Annotated in this window: 13 protein-coding genes; 1 reads left to right on the forward strand and 12 read right to left on the reverse strand. The window is 72.9% G+C overall.

Going from position 1 to position 19,709, the window contains the following annotated elements; translation table 11 throughout:
- Positions 1–69: 69 nt before the first annotated feature.
- The 4 genes from ND748_RS09670 to ND748_RS09685 all read right to left on the reverse strand — a co-directional run bounded on the left by ND748_RS09670 (position 70) and on the right by ND748_RS09685 (position 8,989).
- On the reverse strand, positions 70–1,407 hold the full coding sequence (locus ND748_RS09670; RefSeq protein WP_251745335.1) for a PP2C family serine/threonine-protein phosphatase: 1,338 nt from the start codon (positions 1,405–1,407) through the stop codon (positions 70–72).
- A gap of 242 nt (positions 1,408–1,649) precedes the next feature.
- Positions 1,650–5,477, reverse strand: a complete 3,828-nt coding sequence (locus ND748_RS09675; RefSeq protein ID WP_251745336.1) for a hypothetical protein — start codon at positions 5,475–5,477, stop codon at positions 1,650–1,652.
- A complete protein-coding gene (locus ND748_RS09680; protein WP_251745337.1) occupies positions 5,474–6,676 on the reverse strand; it encodes a hypothetical protein in 1,203 nt (400 codons plus the stop codon). Before ND748_RS09680 ends, ND748_RS09675 begins: the two co-directional genes overlap by 4 nt.
- 894 nt (positions 6,677–7,570) lie before the next feature.
- Complete coding sequence (locus tag ND748_RS09685) at positions 7,571–8,989, reverse strand: metallophosphoesterase family protein (RefSeq protein WP_251745338.1); 1,419 nt, start codon at positions 8,987–8,989, stop codon at positions 7,571–7,573.
- A 339-nt stretch (positions 8,990–9,328) separates the two neighbouring features.
- Between ND748_RS09685 and ND748_RS09690 the strand changes: the two genes are divergently transcribed.
- Positions 9,329–10,081, forward strand: coding sequence for a sulfite exporter TauE/SafE family protein (locus tag ND748_RS09690; RefSeq protein ID WP_374215883.1), 753 nt, complete (start codon positions 9,329–9,331; stop codon positions 10,079–10,081).
- A 68-nt stretch (positions 10,082–10,149) separates the two neighbouring features.
- Here the strand turns inward: ND748_RS09690 and ND748_RS09695 are convergent, their stop codons facing one another.
- The 8 genes from ND748_RS09695 to ND748_RS09730 form a co-directional block, all read right to left on the reverse strand.
- Positions 10,150–12,654 (reverse strand): ATP-dependent Clp protease ATP-binding subunit, encoded by a 2,505-nt coding sequence (locus tag ND748_RS09695; RefSeq protein ID WP_251745340.1) that lies wholly within the window; start codon positions 12,652–12,654, stop codon positions 10,150–10,152.
- Between the two features lie 501 nt (positions 12,655–13,155).
- Positions 13,156–14,097: an IucA/IucC family C-terminal-domain containing protein gene (locus ND748_RS09700; RefSeq protein WP_251745341.1), complete on the reverse strand. Its 942-nt coding sequence runs from the start codon at positions 14,095–14,097 to the stop codon at positions 13,156–13,158.
- A 382-nt stretch (positions 14,098–14,479) separates the two neighbouring features.
- A complete protein-coding gene (locus tag ND748_RS09705; RefSeq protein ID WP_251745342.1) occupies positions 14,480–15,286 on the reverse strand; it encodes an SGNH/GDSL hydrolase family protein in 807 nt (268 codons plus the stop codon).
- A 233-nt stretch (positions 15,287–15,519) separates the two neighbouring features.
- The gene (locus ND748_RS09710; RefSeq protein WP_251745343.1) at positions 15,520–16,272 is read right to left on the reverse strand and encodes a type III pantothenate kinase; all 753 of its coding nucleotides are present in this window, start codon (positions 16,270–16,272) and stop codon (positions 15,520–15,522) included.
- Positions 16,272–17,285: a carboxylating nicotinate-nucleotide diphosphorylase gene (gene nadC, locus ND748_RS09715; protein WP_251745344.1), complete on the reverse strand. Its 1,014-nt coding sequence runs from the start codon at positions 17,283–17,285 to the stop codon at positions 16,272–16,274. Before nadC ends, ND748_RS09710 begins: the two co-directional genes overlap by 1 nt.
- The gene (locus ND748_RS09720; protein ID WP_251745345.1) at positions 17,282–18,982 is read right to left on the reverse strand and encodes an L-aspartate oxidase; all 1,701 of its coding nucleotides are present in this window, start codon (positions 18,980–18,982) and stop codon (positions 17,282–17,284) included. Before ND748_RS09720 ends, nadC begins: the two co-directional genes overlap by 4 nt.
- Positions 18,979–19,491: an aspartate 1-decarboxylase gene (panD, locus tag ND748_RS09725; RefSeq protein WP_251745346.1), complete on the reverse strand. Its 513-nt coding sequence runs from the start codon at positions 19,489–19,491 to the stop codon at positions 18,979–18,981. Before panD ends, ND748_RS09720 begins: the two co-directional genes overlap by 4 nt.
- Positions 19,492–19,493: 2 nt before the next feature.
- Positions 19,494–19,709: pantoate--beta-alanine ligase (locus ND748_RS09730; protein ID WP_251745347.1), on the reverse strand; the 216-nt coding region annotated here is incomplete at its 5' end.

Genomic DNA, 19,709 nt, shown 5'->3' on the forward strand with positions numbered 1-19,709 from the left:
GTTGCCGGGGGCGGGACCGGGACCGCCGACGCCGGGTGCGCCGCGGTCGCGCCGGCCGCCCGACCGGCCTCACCGCGAGGTCGGCTCGGACACCAGATCGGCGACGACGATGGTGGTGTCATCGCGGGCGCCGGCCAGCATGGCGGCTTCGACGAGGGCATCCGCGGCCCGCTCGGGCGGCTCGGAGCCCAGCTCACCGAGCAGCCCGTCGAGCTGCTCGGGCGTCATCACCTTGGTGATGCCGTCGCTGGCGAGGACGACCCGGTCGCCGGCCCGGACCGGCTCGCTGAAGATGTCGGCCTCGATCTCGTCGGCGAGGCCGACGGCGTTCAGCAGCGGGCCGTTGCGGATCGCGTGCGGGGTGGTCAGCGCCCGCGGGCGTCCCCGGCCCGGCTGCAGCCACACCGAGCTGTCGCCGACGTGGGCGACGGTGAGGTACTCGCCGGTGTTGTGCTGCCGGCCGAGGATGACGACGTCCAGCGTGCAGGCCATGCCCAGCCAGGTCGGTTCCTCCCGGGCCCGGGTGCGAACCACCCGGTTCGCCCGCTCGACGGCCCTGCGCAGGCCCTCCAGCGGATCCTCCGCATACTGCGGCCGGAAGCCGGCCACGGTGGTGACGGTCAGTGTGGAGGCGATCTGGCCGGCGGCCTCCCCGCCGACGCCGTCCGAGACCGCCAGCAGGCCGTCCACGACGACGAAGGCGTCCTCGTTGGGACCGCCGCGCTTGCCCCGGCGGGTCCGGCCGGCGGCGGCCAGCCGCAGCGGGGCGGCGGTGGTCTGCTCGGGCTCGGTCGCCATCAGGTCGCCAGCCTGCTCCCGCGGCTCGACGGGGACGTTGGGATAGGTGGTCGCGGTCGGCGAACTCTCCCACCGCGGATCGCCCCCGGCAGCCCGTCCCGCCGGCTCGGCTCCCACCGCGGCCGCCTGCGCGGCGAAGGTCATCGTGGGCGGCGCGATCGGGTGGTCGCCGGTCTGCGGGTCGAAGTAGCGGGTGGCGTCCTCCCGCTCGTCCTCGAAGGACTCGGCCTGATGCGGTGGGACGGCGGGCGGTGGAGTCCAACCGGTCGCGTCGGGATCGCGACTGTTCTCCCCCCCGGCTGGAACCTGCGCGGTCACATCCCCTCCCCACGACGCGCCCGCCTCCGGGCCGTCGCTCGCGTCGTCGGCCGTCTGTTCGGCGGGGGGGCTCGGCGCCGGCTCGGTGAAGCCCGGCACCATTCCGTCCGGCGCGGCGGCGTCGGAGCTGTCTCGCAGCGGCACCGTACCGGATCGATGCCGTTGATGGTCCAAGCCGCGGCCGCGGCGCTGGCTACCCTGCCGAACCGGGCGGTTGTTCAGAGCGAAGTAGATCACCAGGGCTACCAGCAGCACCACGATGAGCATGATCGGCACCAGCGAGCTACCCATGGCCTCCGTCCTCGCCGAACCAGTCACGATCACGCTGTCGGGACGTGTCGCCAGCCGTCTTCCTTCTTACCCAAGGGCACCGACACACCGCGAACCCCGGGTGTGTCGCGACGCCGACACAAGTGCTGGTCATTGTTCCAGACTCTCCTAACCCCGCGTAGGGCGAACAGGTCAGTCGCGCTGATCGCCCTACGGCCGGGCGGGCTCCCGGTCGTCGCCCGGTGGTCCGGCGACCGGTGCTGTCACCGGACGACGACGAGCAGGGCGAGGACGACAGCGGCCAAGGTGAGAGCGAACACGGGGAGCCCGAAGGAGCGCCGCCGGCGCCGGGCCGGACCGCCTGCGGCGATCTCGGCGATGACCCGGGACTCGACGAAGCCGGGTAGGTCGTGGGCGGCCCGCAGGCGTGGGTCGTCCGGCAGGTAGAGCGCCACCAACCGGCGCACGACGCGTGCCAGGTCGGCGGCGCGAGGGCCGTCGCCGACCTCGTCGCCGTAGGCTTCGGCGGCGTTGTCGGCGCTGCTGCTGCCGGGGCCGAAGCCGTGGCCGCCGTGGCCGCCGTCGTCGCCGCGCAGGGCTTGGCGGAAGTAGCGCTCCGCCGCCACGCTCAGCTCTGCCTGCGAGGGTGAGCCGGGCATCGCCCCGCCATGACGGTGGGCAGCGTCCCGGCTCCAGATCGCCTCGTGGAGATCCCAGGCGTCGTCCCAGCTCGGCACGTACCGGACGAGCAGGCCGAAGACCTGGGCCGCGTCGGGCCGGCTCGACGCGCACGCGTCGAGGAACGCGATCGCCGGATCGGGCGGGCCCGCCGCGGCCGGCGGGATGCGCGCGGCGAGCTCGGCACCCAGGGCGTTCAGCTCCGCCGCGGACGAGGCGGGCCGCCGCGACCGCCGCGCCGCGCTCACGGCCTGCGTCTCGCCACCCCCGTGCCCGGCTTTGTGACCCCCGTGCCCGGCTTCGCCACCTTCGTGCCGGGCTTCGCCACCTTCGCCAGGTGCCTGGCCGTCCTCGTCGGGTGTTTTGCCGCCCTCGTCGCGGGTGTAGAGGTGCACGATGCGAGTGACGGTGTCGATCATCTGGCTCGGGCCTGGCCGGGTCGTCGCCAGCCGATCGAAGAAGGGGCGGGCGCCGGCTGCGAGGAGCCCGGATCCGTCGCCGTCGGCCTCCGACGGCCAGAACCCGCCCGGCCCGGCCGGCACAGCGGCGGCGATGGCCTGCCGGATGTCCTCGGCCCCGTGCCAGCCAGGGGCGTACAGGACGAGAATCCGGAAGGCGTCGGCTCCCCACGATTGGGTCTCCCGCAGCAGCCGTACCACCGCCGCGGCCGGTGACTCGGCCGACCACCCGCCGGGGGGGAGTGCCGCGCCGGCGGTCAGCCAGGCCAGCTCGTCGGCCAGGGCGTCGGCGAACGCGAACCCCTCCGGGAGCCCGAACCAGTCGAACACGGTCCGCAGGGCGGCGGCGAGCAGGTCCCGGACGCGCGCGGCGCGCAGGCCCTCGTCTCGCTGGCCCGGGCCGGCCTCCATGCCGACCGGCGGGGCGGCCAGGTCCGCGACCAGCCCGGCCAGTAGCTGCACGATCTGCCGATGCATCGCCGCGACGGCGGTGTGGGTCGCGGCGACGTAAGCTGCCCGGTCCGCCTCGGCCAGCTGGGCGTCCGGTGCCAGCCGTGTGATCGCCTGGGTGACGTCGCTGGCGGCGCGGGCCAGGACGTCGGCACGCCGACCCGGCGGGCGGTCAGGTTGCGCCCGGGACCGGGAACCCGGCGGGCACAGCGGGCCGAACAGGTCGCGCAGCGCGGCGAGTTCACGAAGCTCGGTTGGCGATTCCAGTGGATCGGCCAGTGGATCGGGAGCCGAGTCCGTCAGCGAGACCCCCAACGGGACGCCGAGTGCGGCCAGCAGTCGGTCGACGGGGTGCAGCCGGCCGTCCCAGTACGACCACTCCATCCGGTAGGCCGCCGCGACGTGCCGGGTGACCGCGGCCCGGGCGGCTCGCTCCAGTTCCTGCCGGTGCGCGATGCCGGCAGCCGCGAGGGAGGCGGTCGCCGGCGGCAGGACCGTCACCGTGACCTCGAAGTCGGTCTCCGCTCCGGCTGGGCGGTCGCCGCCACCGCCCTCCCGGCTGGGGACGGAGATGTCGGGTCGCACGCTGAGGCCGGGCTGGCCGGGCTGGCCGGGCTGGCCGGGCTGGCCGGGCGAGCTGACGGTGGGCGGGGGGGCTGCCGGGCGGACGGTGCGTAGTGCGCCGAGGGTCTCGGTGGCCAGCCGCAGCGCGCTGCTGCTGGCCGTGGCGAGACGATAGGACGAGAAAACCGATTCCAAGCCGGCCGCGAGGAGCGGGAGCGCCCGGCGCAACGACTGCTCGGCGCCACGGGTGGGCGACGGACCGCGCAGCGCGGCGAGATCGTCGGCCAGTGCGGTCAGCGCCCCCTCGACCTGTCGTTGCTCCTCGACGACCGCGGCCTCGACGTCCGCGGCGAGCCGGGCACGATCGCCCGGATCGATCTCCCCCAGCCGGTCGAGGACGCCGGCCACGATCATGGCGCGGCCCTGCTCACGGGACGCCGGCCCGGGGCGTGCCTCCTGCCTCGCGGGCGATCTCGGCGTCCGGCCGGAGGCGCCCGGAACGGTCAACCGGCCCGCAACGCGGTGTAGCTGCCCGCGTAGCCGTTCGGCGCTGGGCAGGTGGGCGGGCAGGCCGACCGGGTGGGCCAGGGTCGCGATCAGTCGACCTGCCGGGTCGGCGTCGTCCCCGACGGCGCCTCCTGGCGCCAGCAACAGCTCGTAGGCGTCGTGAAGGTGCTCGGCGACCTCACGAGCCGGCCCGGTGGTTCCTCGCCCCACGGACGCCGTCGCGGGTGATCGTGCATCCGCCGGTGGTGGTACGGGTTGCCCCGTGGACGGCCGAGTCGGCGACGCCTCCCAGCTCGACGGCGGTTCGGTGATCGGGTGGGGGGCGGCCGGGAGCGTGCCGGCCGGGAGAGCGCCGGCCAGGTTGGAGACCGGCTGCAGGTCTGATCCGGCCACCGCCGCGTCCCGTCCGCTGGTCGCCACCAGCCGGCGGCACCAGCGCTCGGGATCGTGCGGCTGAAACGCCTCGTCGCCGACCTGGGCCAGCAGGTCGCTGACGCCGCGGATCCCGCCCCGCCCGTAGACGTCGACGAGCAGGTGGGCCGCATCGGAGACGGTGGGAGGTACCGGCGGGGCCACGCGGGGGTCCACGTGTATCGCCGCCGGGTCGGCGCCGGGCCCGAGCTCGGGCGGGACCGGGACGAACCGGAACCGCGGATCGGGCCGGCCCAGGCCGGTGGTCGTCCCCGCCGCCGCGGCGGCGGGGATGGAGGTGGCGTGGATGGAGAAGGTCAGCCGATAGGGGAGCACTCCTTCGAGCATCTCGACGAGTGCCCACATCAGCGTGATGGCCTCATCCGAACCGGTGTGTGACACCACGACCGGTCGGTCCGTCCACGACCAGGTGAGAGCCGTCGAGACCAGGACGGTCAGCCGGTTGCGGCGGGCGGTGGACCGGGCGGCCTGGCGCAGCGTCCGCTCGCCGGCCCGTCGCTGCGCGGTGAGGTCGTCGAGGTGCAGGGGATTGAGCCGCGGTGTGGTCCGGGTGCCGCCGGCCGTGGCCCCGCCGGCCGCGTACAGCGCCAACGCGACCCGTTCGGTCAGGTAGTCGGCCCGTCCGATCAGGACGTGCGCCCGCAGCCGGCCGCTACCTGCGCCGTTTCGGCCGGCGACGTGGACGTGGTGGACGAGCGCGGCGTCCGGCACGTCGTCCGGATCGGGCGGGACGGGCCGGTCGGGTGCGCCGACAACGTAGGCGAGCGCGGGTGGCGGCTGGTCGACGGGGCTGTCGCCCGCCTCGACCTGGGCGGCGAGCAGGCCGTTCCACGAACGGGTCGCCGTGGAGCCCAGCGAGCTCGCGATGGGAAAGTAGCCCTCGGCGCCGGCCCGTGTCCGCCTGGACCAGGCGTAGACGATCTGGTCGATGCGGGTCACCGTGGAGGTGGCGTCCCGCGTCGAGGGAGCGCGGTCCGCGGCCGCGGGGGCGGCGCGGTTCACGGCTGCAGGTCCGGGAACAGGAACCGCAGCACGTCGGCGTCCCGCGCGGGGGTCAGCCGTAGCACGCCGGCGAGCATCGTCGCCGCGGTCCAGATGATCTTGAGGGGTGGCTCGATCGGGTCCGCCGGGCGAGCGCTGTCTGCCTCCGGCGGTGCCGGCTGCGGGCGGGCAACCCGTGGCGCGAAGGCGATGACCGCCGCCGCCTCGGGTCTGGGATTCACCAGTGCGTGCTGCCCCTCGCCGGCACGTTCGGGGACCACGGCCTCGGCGGGGGCATCGGATCGGGAAGCGGTCCCGATCTGCAACCCGCGCAGCAACTCGCCGGGGAGCCGGCCGACGACGGCGCGGATGCCGGGGAAGGCGAGGCAGCCGGGCATGGCGGCCACCGCCCGGGTGACCTCGTCGAACACCTCGGGGCTGCGCAGCGCGTCAAGCAGTACCCGTAGCGCCGGCCCGGCCGAGTCCACCGCGGCGCCCGACGGTCTGCCCTCGACCGCCCCGACCCAGAGGATCGCCGGGAGGGTGGGCTTGCCACCGGACGCCGGGAACGCGGCCGCCGCGGTCGGGCGCGCGGATCCCTCGAGTGCGGCGTCGTCGAGGGCGGTGTCGTCGTCGAGGGCGGTGTCGTCGGCGAAGGCGGTGTCGTCGGCGAGGGCTGTGTCGTCGGCGAGGGCTGTGTCGTCGAGGAGGGTCTGGTCGCCTGTGCAGGTCGGGTCGTCGGCGAAGGCATAGAAGGCCGGGTTGTAGGGGGCGTCGAGGTCGGGAAACGTCTCCTCGGCCGGCACGGCGCCGAACGGCTCGCCCCCGGCGCCGGCGCCGCGCCACGGGTCGCCGCTGGTGCCCGCCGGCGTTGGCGCTTCAGGCGTCCTGGACGCGGTGACCTCGCCCGGGACCGACCCCACCAGGACGAGCAGCACCGACTCGGCGGGGCGTCCGGTGGCCAGCGCAGCCACTCCGGTCCGGTGGACTGCCGCGGCACGGGCCTCGTCGACGATCAGCAGACGTTCCGCGGCGCCCACGTCGAGCCGCAGGCGTCGGGTGAGCAGGGTTCGCAGGGTGCCGGGGGCCCAGGGGCGTCGCGCCACCCGCCGTCGGCAGCCCGAGCGCAGGTCCAGGGTGGCGACCGGGCCGGTCGCGGCGCTCACCGACCGCTCCGGGCGAAGGTTGCGCCGCGCCGCGTCGAAGCATTCCACCGGCACCGCGGGCGTCCATTTCTCCGCGTCGGGTATGCCGGTGAGAGATCAGCCTGCGACGGGTATCGGGACCGCCGTTCATTTGCTGCCGAGCGATGTTTCCGGACAAGGGACGCCCGGGTTTCATCGCATGGGCGGGACGAGCTGCCCCCACTCGGCGACCGCTGCTTCCCTGACAATGGACGTCCCCCGGTGCGCCGCAGTCGACAATGATCGTGTAGTCGGCCGATTACCGCCTACTGGCGAAAGTTATTCCTCGGACCCCCGGTCGGTCCAGCGGAAGTCCGAAAAAATCATCCCGGCCGGCACGACTGGATCTCCGGGCGCCGCCGCCGGCAGCGACCGTGCGGCAGCGGTAATTCCGGTCGGCTCCGCCGTGTGACGCAGGCGGACGCAGGTGCTGCGTGCAGCGGCATGTGCAGCGCCGTTGTTCCCGTTTGCGACGCACCAAGGGTCGGCGATCGAGGATCGGCCGGGAGGTCATCACATACGTCTACTCCGAACACCGCGCCCGGGTTTCCGGGAAAGATGGGTGGACGTTGCAGTGTTGATGTCGGTTCGATGTTCGCCGGGATGTCCGGCGGTCGTCGCCGGGATGGCCGGACTGTCCGGAGAAAGGGGCTCGGGGGCTGCGTTCGATCATCTCGTTGCACCGGGGCGCGGGAGCCTTCTTCACCGGGCGTGACGTTAGTTCGGGTCGGCGGCGCGGATGGAACATGTTTTCGTCACCGAAGGCGAGCGGTGAACGATCGGAAGATCGTCGATGGTGGCGCTTCCGGGTGAGTTCCGCATTCACCCGCAAGGGCGTCTTCGGACCTCGCGGCGGACATCGACAGTTGCGGACGGCAACCGCCGGCGGACGGCAACCGCCGGCGGACGGCCGCCGGCCCGCTCCCGACGTCAGTCGGTCGGCGCCGCGTCGGTTCTGGGCCGGACCAGAGTCACCCGGTCGAACGGCACCGGGTCGGGGGAACTCGAGTCGTACGCGGTGATCCGGATGCTGGTCAGCCCGCCGGGCTCGCCGGGATCCACCTCGAACCCGGCGAAGGCGTAGGGGTGATCGGGCGCTCGGAAGGCCAGCCAGGCCGCGTCCTCGAGCTCGCGGACGGCGGCCCGATGCCGGCGCCCCGGCTCGGGATCACGGACGCCGACCACGATCCGACCGGCCGGCGGATCCAGCAGCGTGTCCGTGGACGGCGACGACGAGCCACCGGTGCCCGCCATCAGGTGGACCGTGCCCGCCGACGTGTCCACGACGCCGCCGCCGGGCCCGACCGCCCCCGCAACCGGTCGGGGGGCGAGGGTTCGGCTGCCCGCGACGGTGCCCCGCACCGGATGGCTGCGTTCGTAGTGGTGCTCGTGTCCGTAGAGCACGAGGTCCACTCCGTGCAGGTCGAACAGTGGCAGCCAGGCCTCCCGAAGGCCCAGGTCGGCGCCGTTGTGATCGGCCGACGTGGACAGCGCCGCGTGGTGCATGGCCACCACGATCCAGTCGATGCCCGGGTCGGCTCGGGCCTGCTCCAGCGTCCGGGCGAGCCAGGCGGTCTGCCGGCCGGCACTGAACCCGCGCAGGTAGATCGGCCCACTGTTCTGGTAGCAGACGTCGTCGGCGCTGAGCACCACGAACCGGACCGCCCCGACCGTGAACGCGTACCAGAGACCCGCGAGGTAGCCTTCGTCCCCGTTCGGTGGCAGCTCGAAGTAGGTCTGGTAGGCCGCCAGCCCCAGCGCCCCGTTACCCCGCTCGATCTCGTGGTTGCCGACGCACGGCATCCACGGCCGGGCACCGGCGGACGGGCTGATCATCGTGAACCAGTCGGACCAGGTGCGTACCGGGTCCTCACGCTGGTTGGCGTAGGAAAGATCCCCGCCGGCGAGCGCGAACAGCGGTGCGCACCGCTCGACGCCGGCCACGGCGTACCCGGAGGCGGACGAGCCGAACGGATCATACGGCCGGTCGGTGCCCTGATCGCCGAAGAAGGTGAAGCCGAAGGCGGCCCGCGAGCCTGGCGCCGTGCGGAACGAGCCGTCCGCCGCCTGCGGGCGGCCGTCGTGTTCGAGGGCGAACACGTAGTCCGTGGCGGGTTCGAGTCCGGTCAGGGCCGCGTGATGGACGAAGACCTGCTCGCCGGTGCGGGCGTCGCGGTAGGAACGGGTGGACGCCGGGATCGGCTCGCCGACGGTGCCGGGCCGGGCTGCGCAACGAACCGCGGGCCGAGGGACGGGCCCGCGGGTCAGCCAGGAGACGACCATGGCGGTCGCCGGCTCGGCGCCGAAAGTGAGATGGACGCCGTGGGCGTCGTCGGCACCGCCCGTCACTCCGCCTGATCCCGCCTGCTGTCCGACCCGGTCCCGCCTGGTCCGGGAGCGCCTGCTTCGGTCTCGCCCGCTTCGGTCCTGCCTGATCCGATCCCACCCGATCTGGCCCAGCCCGAGCTGGTCCCACCACATCTCGCCCAGCCCGAGCTGGTCCCACCTGATCTGGTCTCGCTGTCGACCAACAAGCATGGTGCCATGGGCCGCGACCGCCCATCGACCGAACGCCGTGTGGGTTAACCGACGTTGCGCCGCCGCCGAGGCCCGGCCCGTGATCTCCTACTGTCCGGGAGAGGCCGCCTTCGCCCGCCGTCCCAGGGACGGCTGACACCGGGAGTGCCCCTGACCGCCGCCGACATCGCCCTGCTGATGGGCGCGGGCGTGCTGGCCGGCATCACCAGCACCGTCGCGGGGCTGGCGTCGCTCGTCTCCTACCCCGCGCTGCTCGCGACCGGGCTGCCGCCGCTGGCGGCGAACGTCACGAACACGACGGCGCTGCTGTTCGTCGCGGTCGGAGCGACCGCCGGGTCGCGGCCCGAGCTTGCGGGCCAGGCCGATCGGGTCGCCCGGTTCGCGGCGATGACCCTCGCCGGCGGGGCGGTGGGCGCGGTACTGCTCCTGACGCTGCCGGAGCGGACGTTCGAACGAGCGGTCCCGGTGCTGATCGCCGGGGCGGCCGTGTTGCTGTGGGTCCAGCCCCGGATCCTCGCCCGACGGGCCGAGGCGCCGGCCGAGGGCGGCCCGGTGGTGCTCGCCGCGGTCTTCGGAACCGGCATCTACCTGGGCTACTTCGGCGCTGGAGGCGGAGTCGCACTGCTCGCCGTGCTCGCGGTGGCGATCCCCGAGCCGCTCGCCCGGGTCAACGCGATCAAGAACGTGTCGTCGGGCTTCGCGAATCTTGTCGCGGCGGCGGGGTTCGCGGTCTTCGGCCCGGTTCGCTGGGCTGCGGTGGCACCCCTGGCCATCGGCCTGCTGATCGGCGGTGCGGTCGGGCCGCTGATCGTGCGCCGGCTGCCGGGCGACATCCTGCGGGTACTCATCGGGCTGGCCGCGCTCGGCCTCGCCGCGAGCCTCGCGTGGGCCGCCTATGGCTGAGCCCCGGAACCTGGTGGGGCTCCGGGGCTCAGCTGCGGTCCGGCGGCGCTGGTGACGCGCCGCTGGCGTTACTCGCTGGACTTGGCGAGGTCGACCGGCGGCGCGTCCGGCACCTGGTTCGGCTTGGTCTCGCCGCGGAAGATGAACTTGGCCTCTTCGCCTTCGCCCTCGACGTCGCCGACGACGATCTCGCCCGGCTTGAGCGTGCCGTACAGGATCTTCTCGGACAGGACGTCCTCGATCTCCCGCTGGATCGTCCGGCGCAGCGGCCGGGCGCCGAGCACGGGGTCGTAGCCCTTCTTCGCCAGCAGCGCCTTGGCAGCCGACGTCAGCTCGAGGGCCATGTCCTTGTTCTTCAGCTGGATGTCCACCCGGGCCAGCATGAGGTCGACGATCTGGATGATCTCGGCCTCGGAGAGCTGGTGGAAGACGATGATGTCGTCGATCCGGTTGAGGAACTCCGGCCGGAAGTGCTGCTTGAGCTCGTCCTGGACCTTCGCCTTCATCCGCTCGTAGTCGACGGCGCCCTGACCGGTGGCGAAGCCGATGCCGGGGCCCTTGGAAATGTCCCGGGTGCCCAGGTTCGACGTCATGATCAGGACGGTGTTCTTGAAGTCGACCAGCCGGCCCTGGGAGTCGGTCAGGCGACCGTCCTCCAGGATCTGCAGGAGCGTGTTGAAGACGTCGGGGTGCGCCTTCTCGACCTCGTCGAACAGGACGACCGAGAACGGCTTGCGCCGCACCCGCTCGGTGAGCTGGCCGCCCTCCTCGTAGCCGACGTATCCGGGCGGGGAGCCCACCAGCCGCGAGACGGTGTGCTTCTCCATGTACTCGGACATGTCGAGCTGGATGAGCGCGTCCTCGTCACCGAAGAGGAACTCGGCGAGCGTCTTGGACAGCTCGGTCTTACCGACACCGGACGGGCCGGCGAAGATGAACGACCCGCCGGGACGCTTGGGGTCCTTCAGCCCGGCGCGGGTGCGCCGGATCGCCTGCGAGACGGCCTTGATGGCCTGCTGCTGGCCGATGACCCGCTTGTGCAGCTCGTCCTCCATGCGCAGCAGACGGGCCGTCTCCTCCTCGGTGAGCTTGAAGACCGGGATGCCCGTCCAGATGGCGAGCACCTCGGCGATCTCCTCGTCGCCCACCTCGGCGACGACGTCCATGTCGCCGGCCTTCCATTCCTTCTCCCGCTTCGCCTTCTCGGACAGGAGGGTCTTCTCCTTGTCCCGCAGCGAGGCGGCCTTCTCGAAGTCCTGCGCGTCGATCGCGGACTCCTTGTCCCGGCGGACACCCGCGATGCGCTCGTCGAACTCGCGCAGGTCCGGCGGCGCGGTCATCCGGCGGATGCGCATCCGCGAGCCGGCCTCGTCGATCAGGTCGATCGCCTTGTCCGGCAGGAAGCGGTCCGAGATGTACCGGTCGGCCAGGGAGGCGGCGGCGACCAGGGCGGCGTCGGTGATCGAGACACGGTGGTGCGCCTCGTACCGGTCGCGCAGGCCCTTGAGGATCTCGATGGTGTGCGCCACCGACGGCTCCGCGACCTGGATCGGCTGGAAGCGGCGCTCGAGCGCGGCGTCCTTCTCCAGGTGCTTGCGGTACTCGTCGAGGGTGGTGGCACCGATCGTCTGCAGCTCACCGCGGGCGAGCATCGGCTTGAGGATCGACGCGGCGTCGATCGCGCCCTCCGCGGCGCCCGCGCCGACCAGCGTGTGCAGCTCGTCGATGAACAGGATGATGTCGCCGCGGGTGCGGATCTCCTTGAGGACCTTCTTCAGCCGCTCCTCGAAGTCACCGCGGTAGCGGGAACCGGCGACCAGAGCGCCGAGGTCGAGGGTGTAGAGCTGCTTGTCCTTCAGGGTCTCGGGCACCTCGCCCTTGACGATCGCCTGCGCCAGGCCCTCGACGACGGCGGTCTTGCCGACGCCGGGCTCGCCGATCAGGACCGGGTTGTTCTTGGTCCGGCGCGACAGCACCTGCATGACGCGCTCGATCTCCTTCTCGCGCCCGATGACCGGGTCGAGCTTGGACTCGCGCGCCGCCGCGGTGAGGTTGCGGCCGAACTGGTCGAGCACCAGCGAGGTGGACGGGGTGCCCTCGGCCGGAGCGCCGGAGGTGGCCGTCTCGCCCTTGCCCTGGTAGCCGGACAGGAGCTGGATGACCTGCTGGCGCACGCGGTTGAGGTCCGCGCCCAGCTTGACGAGCACCTGGGCGGCGACGCCCTCGCCCTCGCGGATCAGGCCGAGCAGGATGTGTTCGGTCCCGATGTAGTTGTGGCCGAGCTGGAGGGCCTCCCGAAGCGACAGCTCCAGGACCTTCTTCGCACGCGGGGTGAACGGGATGTGCCCGCTCGGTGCCTGCTGGCCCTGGCCGATGATCTCCTCGACCTGAGACCGCACACCCTCAAGGGAGATGCCGAGGGACTCGAGGGCCTTGGCGGCGACGCCCTCGCCCTCGTGGATCAGGCCGAGCAGGATGTGCTCGGTCCCGATGTAGTTGTGGTTGAGCATCCTGGCCTCTTCTTGGGCCAGGACGACGACCCGACGTGCCCGGTCGGTGAATCTCTCGAACATGTGCGCTCCTTCGAGCTGCGACCGACCACACGACAGCCGGTATCCGCATGCTAGCTCCGCCGAGGCATGTCCTCACGCATCGAACAGAAACCTACCCGCCGGCTCCGTCCACCTCGTCGAGGACGGAGGACCAGCTCAACTGCCGGCCCGACCAGCGGCGACGCCTAGGGTAACCGTGGCCGACCAGCCATGATTCCGTCACGTCGTTCCGCCAAGAGCAGAACGACTCGAGCCACGCGGCGCCGTCGCCGCCCGCCCGCCTGGGGCGGTGGGATCCGCCTGCCAGGCGGTCTCCCGCCCCGGCCGACTCTCCCTCGTCGCTACCGACGGTAGTCGATGGCGGGGTGCCTTCTGTTGTGATTGGCGCCACATGCACATCGCTTTGTGATTTTGATGTTACCGTTCGGCGTCAAAACTTTTAAGATCTTGTAATAGTAGGACTCAGCGCCTTCCTATTACCACTTTACGTGCGCCAACGTCGGACCGCGTACCCGGCGCGAGTCATACCGCAAGGCCACCATTACCCTGCGTGTCTATCCAGGCGCGCATGCGCCGCTCCCGTTCGGTGTCGTCGGTGAAGGGACAGGTCGTGCAGTACTCGTCGCCGAGGCGGTGGGCGAGGCAGCACGACCCGCAGCGCATCCCGGTGTAGGGCCGGCCGCGATGGACGAACTCGTGCCAACGCGGTCGGGCGCGCATCGTCGGAGCCGCCCGGGCGAAGAAGGCGTCCGCCTCCTGCCGCCCCGCGTCGGGGTCCCCGGTCGCCCGCTCGGTCAGCAGGAAGGCCCGTGCGCACTGCGCGGCCACCGCGCCCCAGAGGGCCGGGTAGCCGAGCCGGACCCGCGCCCGCAGTTCCCGGACGAACGGCGTGAGATGGGCGAGTACCTCCGCCACGAGGACCTCGCGCAACGCGGCGACGTCGCCGACCACCCGGTCCGACCCGCCGCCGGGCGGGTTCGCCCTGTCGGCGGCGCCCTCGACCCGCGCGGACGCTGCCAGCACCGTCGCCACGGGCAGGTGCAGCGCCGTCCGGTCGAACCAGCCGCTGTCGAGTGCCCGCAGCGACATCCGCGCCGGATCCAGGTCCGGGACTCGCCGCAGCAGCACGTAGGAGGCGACGGCCGGAGCGACGACGGCGGCGGAGTACCAGTTGGCCAGGTAACTCGCGGCGACCTCGGCGCTGGCGCCGGGATGGGACCGGGTGATCCGGGCCAGCGACCGCGCCACTCCGCCCGGGCTGGTGAGGAAGGCGCAGTCCGCCCAGCCGGGTCCGGTCGGTACGCCGTAACACAGGCTGCGAGGCTCCAGCGCATCGGCGAGGTGACGCGGGACGATCCCCTGAGTCGCGGTCGCGCCCGGCTCTCGGGTGGAGCGGGGGGTCGACGAACCGCCATCGGTGGCCAGCTCCCGCGGCGTTGCGGGAGTCGGCAGAGGCACGAGCATGGACTTAGGTAAGGCTAACTTCAGCGGTCTGTCAATTAGGTGTGGCCGCGCCAACATGCATACCCGACATGGCGTGTTACACGTCCTATGCCCCGTTTATACCGCTCGTGACCTGGCGCCGCCGAGCCCTCGCGCCCGGTGGTGCGACCGGAGTCCCCGTCTCGCTGGGGATGCGGTCGAGGTGGCCCAGACGCCCGCACCCGACTGCGCACCGTATCTGATTGTCCTCGGGTCTCTCGCCTCGCGCATCCGCAGCGCGCCGCAGAGTGCCGGGCCGCAGGTCGCACGGCTCCGACGCCGGCGTCGCCAGCCGCGTGTACGCGCGTCGGAGATCTTCTGTTACGGCCCGGCCGTCACGGCGCCGCCGGGCACCGCCGGATGGTCAGGGGCGGTAGGCGGCGAGGTAGCGGTCGACCGCCGTGGCGATGGCCTGCTGGCCGCGGGCCGTCGGGTGCGCGCTGAGGTCACGGGCCGGCGGCAGTAGCCCGATCGGGGCCACCCAGGAGTCCTTGGTGCAGAGCTCGTGGCCGCGCAGCGCCCGGTCGGTCGCGACGTACTCCACGTCCGCGTCGGCCGCCGCCCGTCGGATCACCCGGTCCAACTGGCTGTTCAGTTTGGTGAGCTGACGCCGCTCGGTGCTGCTCAGCCAAGGACAGGTGTTCTTGCGCTGGCTGCTCGGGAAGATTTCGGGATATCCGATGACGAGGATTCTGGATTGCGGTGCCGCCGCCTTCAGAGCAGCATAGTTCGCGCTCAGGACGTCCGGGAGTTCCCTGGTGATGCGATTCTGCTCGCGTTGGTCCTTGCCGTCCCAGAAACACTTCCAGGCGAAGCAGCTCAGGATCACGTCGCTGAAGCCGGCATCGTTGCCGCCGATGGTGATGGTGACGACATCCGGGGCGGTCCGCAGCCGCCGCAACTGAGTGAGCTGTGGCAGTTCGCCCTTGAATGATTCGTTGAGGGCGTCCGTGGTCGCCCCGGAACACGCGGCGAACAGCGCGACGGTGGTCGGCGGCGCCATGGTGGTGAGCTTTTGCGGCCACGCCTGGTTGCTGCGCCGACAGCGCGGCGTGACCGTGTCGAAGGGCGGATTCCCCTCGCCGGAGGAGTAGGAGTCGCCCAGCGCCGCCAGGGTGCGGGGACGCGCCGCCGCGGACGCCGGTGCATTCCATCCGGACGACGCCGTCACGGCGGTATACAGAAATACCGTCGCCAACGCGAGGAGGAAGGGTCGGACGTGAAGCCCGGCCCGGCCGGGCCGGCCACCCGTCCAGGCCCCCGAGGATCGGTCCCGCATAGCTTGGAATCGTAACCGGTGGAACCGGTCGGGCACCCCCGACCCGGCCGAATGTCGGTTGCCCGACTATCTTTCGGGGGAGAATTCGTCCCCCGCTCGCCGGACGAATCACGCCGGGACCGGAATCAGACGTTCTTCTCGAAGACCAGGCGGAGACCGATGAGGGTGAGATGCGGCTCGTGCCGGTCGAGCGTCTCGCTCTCCTTGACGACGAGCGAGGCGAGCCCCCCGGTGGCGATCGCGGTCGCGTGCGCGCCGAGCTCGGCGCGGATCCGGCGAACCAGCCCGTCCACCTGCCCGGCGACCCCGTAGATCATCCCGGATTGCAGCGCCTCGACGGTGCTCTTGCCGATCACCGATCGAGGCGGGGTGAGCTCGACCTTGCGCAGCTGGGCCGCCCGGGACGCCAGCGCGTCCAGGGCGATTTCGATGCCGGGCGCGAGCACCCCGCCGATGAACTCGCCGCGCGCCGAGACGACGTCCAGGTTCGTCGAGGTCCCGAAGTCGACGACGATCGCCGGTCCGCCATACAGGTGATGCGCGGCGAGCGTGTTCATGATGCGGTCCGCGCCGGCCTCCTTGGGGTTGTCGATCAGGATCGGCACCCCCGTCCGGGTACCCGGCTCGACGATGACGACCGGAATGTCGCGGAAGGCGCGGACGACCATCCGGCGCAGCTCCCGCAGCGCCGCGGGGACCGTCGAGCAGATCGACACGCCGGTGATCCGATGCTCGCCGAGCAGCCCGCGGTAGAGCAGCACGAGTTCGTCGGCGGTGGCGTGCGGATCGGTGCGGACCCGCCAGGAGTCGGCGAGGTCGTCGCCGTCGAAGACGCCGACGACGGTGTTGGTGTTGCCGACGTCGATGGCGAGCAGCATCAGGACTCCTCCACGGTCGGGCCCGTCGGGCTCGGGCCCGCGCAGTCCGGTCCCGACTGCCGGCCGGGATCGAGATCGAGGCCGAGATCGAGAGCGGGCGCCGAGTGGGTCAGGGCGCCGACCGCAAGATAGTCCACCCCGGTGGCGGCGACGTCCGCGGCCACTCGCAGGCTCAGCCCGCCGCTGGCCTCCAGGCGCACCCCCGCCGGCCGGGCGACCGCCACCGCAGCCCGCAGGTCCCGCGGGGTCATGTTGTCGCAGAGGATGAGGTCCGCCCCCGCGGCGACCGCCTCGGCGACCTGATCGACGGTGTCGCACTCAACCTCGACGGGCAGCCCCGGGAACCGGGCCCGCACCGCGGCGAAGGCCGCCGCCACCCCGCCGGCGGCGACCACGTGATTGTCCTTGATCAGAGCGGCGTCGGTCAGCGACATCCGATGATTGCTGCCCCCGCCGCAGCGCACGGCGTACTTTTCCAGGGCGCGCAGGCCGGGCAGCGTCTTGCGGGTGTCGCGGATCACCGCGCCCGTCCCGGCGACGGCGTCGACCCAGGTCCGGGTCAGGGTGGCGATCCCGGACAGGTGGCACAGCAGGTTCAGCGCGGTGCGTTCGGCGGTGAGCAGTCCCCGGACCGGGCCGTTGACCCGAGCCACCGTCGTGCCCGGGGAGACGGCGTCACCGTCGCGCGCGGTCAGGGTGACGGTCACGGACTGACCGAGCAGGCTCTCGAACACGGCCGCGGCCACCGGCAGCCCGGCCACCGTCCCCGCCACCCGGCTGGCGAGGGCGCCATGCCCGACCAGGGCGGCGTCGACGGTCGCCTCGGAGGTGGCGTCGACAGCGCCGACGTGGCCGCCCGGCCCATCCGGCTCCCAGCTCGGCAGGTCCTCGGCGACGGCCCGGCCGATCACCGTGACGACGCCCTCGGGGTCGAGGCCGGCCGCGGCCAGCGCGCTGCGGGTGGCGGGGGACAGCCGACCGCTGTGCACCTCGGCCCAGGGAGAACCGCTCACGGCGCCGGCCGCACGGGTTCGACGTCGATGATCAGTTCCCCCTCCGGGTCGAGGCGGGTCAGGATCCGGCCGAGCCAGTGCGCGTCGTCGCGGTCGCCGTAGTCCTCCCGCCAGTGCGAGCCCCGGGTCTCCGTGCGGGTCGCGGCGGCGGCGACCAGCGCCGTCGCGACGGTACGCAGGTTGGTCATCTCCCAGGCCGGCGGGCCGGCGGTCACGGTCGCGCCGCTGACCCGAAGGTCCCCGAGGCCGGCGAGGACCTTCGCCGTCGCCCGCAGGCTGTCTGCGCTGCGCAGCACCCCGGCGCCGTCGGTCATCGCCCGGGTCAGCGCGGCGCGTTCGGCTGGATCGGTCAGCCCGCTGCCCCGGCCGACGACCGGGGCGGCCGGCACAGCGTCGCGGCGGCGGCCCGCGCGCTCGGCGCCGGCGAGGTCCTGGGCGATGCGGGCGGCGAAGACCAGGCCCTCCAGCAGGCTGTTCGAGGCCAGCCGGTTGGCGCCGTGCACCCCGGTGCAGGCCACCTCCCCGCAGGCGTACAGGCCGGGGACGGTGGTGCGGCCCCACAGATCGGTGCGCACCCCGCCGGAGGCGTAGTGGGCGGCCGGCGCGACCGGGATCGGCATGGTCACCGGGTCGACGCCGACGGAGCGGCAGCGGGCGGTGATCGACGGGAAACGCCGCTCGATCGTCGCCGCGCCGAGCCCCCGGGCGTCGAGGTAGAGGTGCTCGACCTCCTGCGCGGCCATCACCCGCGACATCTGCTTGGCGACGACGTCGCGGGGGGCGAGGTCGGCGAGCGGGTGGGCGCCGGCCATCACCCGCTGCCCGGCGGCGTCGACGAGGACGGCACCCTCGCCGCGCATCGCCTCGCTGACCAGCGGTTGCTGGCCGCCGGGCTGGGCGCCCACCCGAGCCGAGTCCGCCGGCGGCAGCCACAGCGCGGTCGGGTGGAACTGGACGAACTCCAGGTCGGCGACGACGGCGCCGGCCCGCAGGGCCAGGGCCACCCCATCGCCGGTGGAGACGCCCGGATTGGTGGTCGAGGCGAAGATCTGCCCCATCCCGCCGGTCGCGAGTACGACCGCGGGTGCGGTGACCGCCCCGACGCCGTCCCGGCTGCCCTCGCCGAGCACGTGCAGGGTCGCCCCCGCCGTCCGGCCGTCGGCATCCCGCAGCAGGTCCAGGACGAGGGCGTTCTCGATGACCTCGACCGCCGGATCGGCCCGCACCGCGGCGATCAGGGCCCGCTCGACCTCCAGCCCGGTGGCGTCGCCGCCGGCGTGGACGATCCGGTTGCGCAGATGGCCGCCCTCGCGGGTGAGGGCGAACGAGCCGTCGTCGGCCCGGTCGAAGCGCGCGCCGAGCTCGGCGAGTTCCCGCACCCGGGCCGGCCCCTCGTCGACCAGCACCCACGCCGCGTCCGGGTCACACAGGCCGACACCGGCGACGAGGGTGTCGGTGAGATGGTCGGCCGGGGAGTCCTCGGCGGCGAGCGCCGCGGCGATCCCACCCTGCGCCCACCGGGTGGAACCGGCGTCGAGATGCGCCTTCGTGACCAGCAGGACCCGGGCCGCGGGCAGCTCCCGGCGCAGGTGCAGCACCGCGGTGAGGCCGGCGATCCCCGATCCGATGACGACGATGTCCGCGGCGCGGCTCCACCCGGGCCGCGGCGCGCCGAGCCGGCACGGCAGCATGATCACCGGGGCGCCACGACCGTCCGGCTCGCCGCGGCCGCAGCGGGTACCTGTTGCAGCGGGGTGCCCCGCCGGGCGGCGGCCGTCGCCGGGTTGGCCGGCACGGCCAGGTCGCCGCGCAGACTCGAGGGATCGTCGGGAAGCGCCTCGGCCGGGTCGTGCCCACGGCCGATGATCCGGTTCTCGGCGTCGACGAACAGCACCCTCGGGACATGCCGGCGCGCCTCGGCGTCGTCCATCATCCCGTAGGCGATGATGATGACGAGGTCTCCGGGCTGGACCAGCCGGGCCGCCGCGCCGTTGATGCCGATCACGCCGCTGCCGGCCGGGCCCGCGATCGCGTAGGTCTCCAGGCGGGCCCCGTTGTTGATGTCGACGATCGTCACCTGCTCACCGGGGAGCAGGTCCGCGGCCTCGAGCAGGTCGGCGTCGATCGTCACCGAGCCCACGTAGTGCAGGTCGGCCTGGGTGACCGTGGCCCGGTGGATCTTGGCGGTGAGCATGGTGCGCAGCACGGTCAGGCTCCCTGGGTGTCGGTGGGGAGGATGAGCGAGACGTTGTCGATGAGGCGGGTCGTACCGACGCGGGCGGCGACGAGCAGCAGTGCAGGGCCGCCGCGGACCGGCCCCAGGTCCTCGGGGCCGGCCAGTTCCAGGTAGTCGACGTCGACGCCGTCCGCCGCGTCGAGCACGGCGCGCGCGGCCGCGAGCACCGCCGGCGCCCCGTCGACGCT

The sequence above is a fragment of the Frankia sp. AiPs1 genome (assembly GCF_023716945.1).
In the GTDB taxonomy this organism is placed as follows: domain Bacteria; phylum Actinomycetota; class Actinomycetes; order Frankiales; family Frankiaceae; genus Frankia.

Excerpts from the sequence above, each read along its gene's own strand:
- ND748_RS09695 (WP_251745340.1), bottom strand. The coding sequence starts at position 12,654 with ATGTTCGAGAGATTCACCGACCGGGCACGTCGGGTCGTCGTCCTGGCC.
- ND748_RS09700 (WP_251745341.1), bottom strand. The coding sequence starts at position 14,097 with ATGCTCGTGCCTCTGCCGACTCCCGCAACGCCGCGGGAGCTGGCCACC.
- ND748_RS09670 (WP_251745335.1), bottom strand. The coding sequence starts at position 1,407 with ATGGGTAGCTCGCTGGTGCCGATCATGCTCATCGTGGTGCTGCTGGTA.
- ND748_RS09710 (WP_251745343.1), bottom strand. The coding sequence starts at position 16,272 with ATGCTGCTCGCCATCGACGTCGGCAACACCAACACCGTCGTCGGCGTC.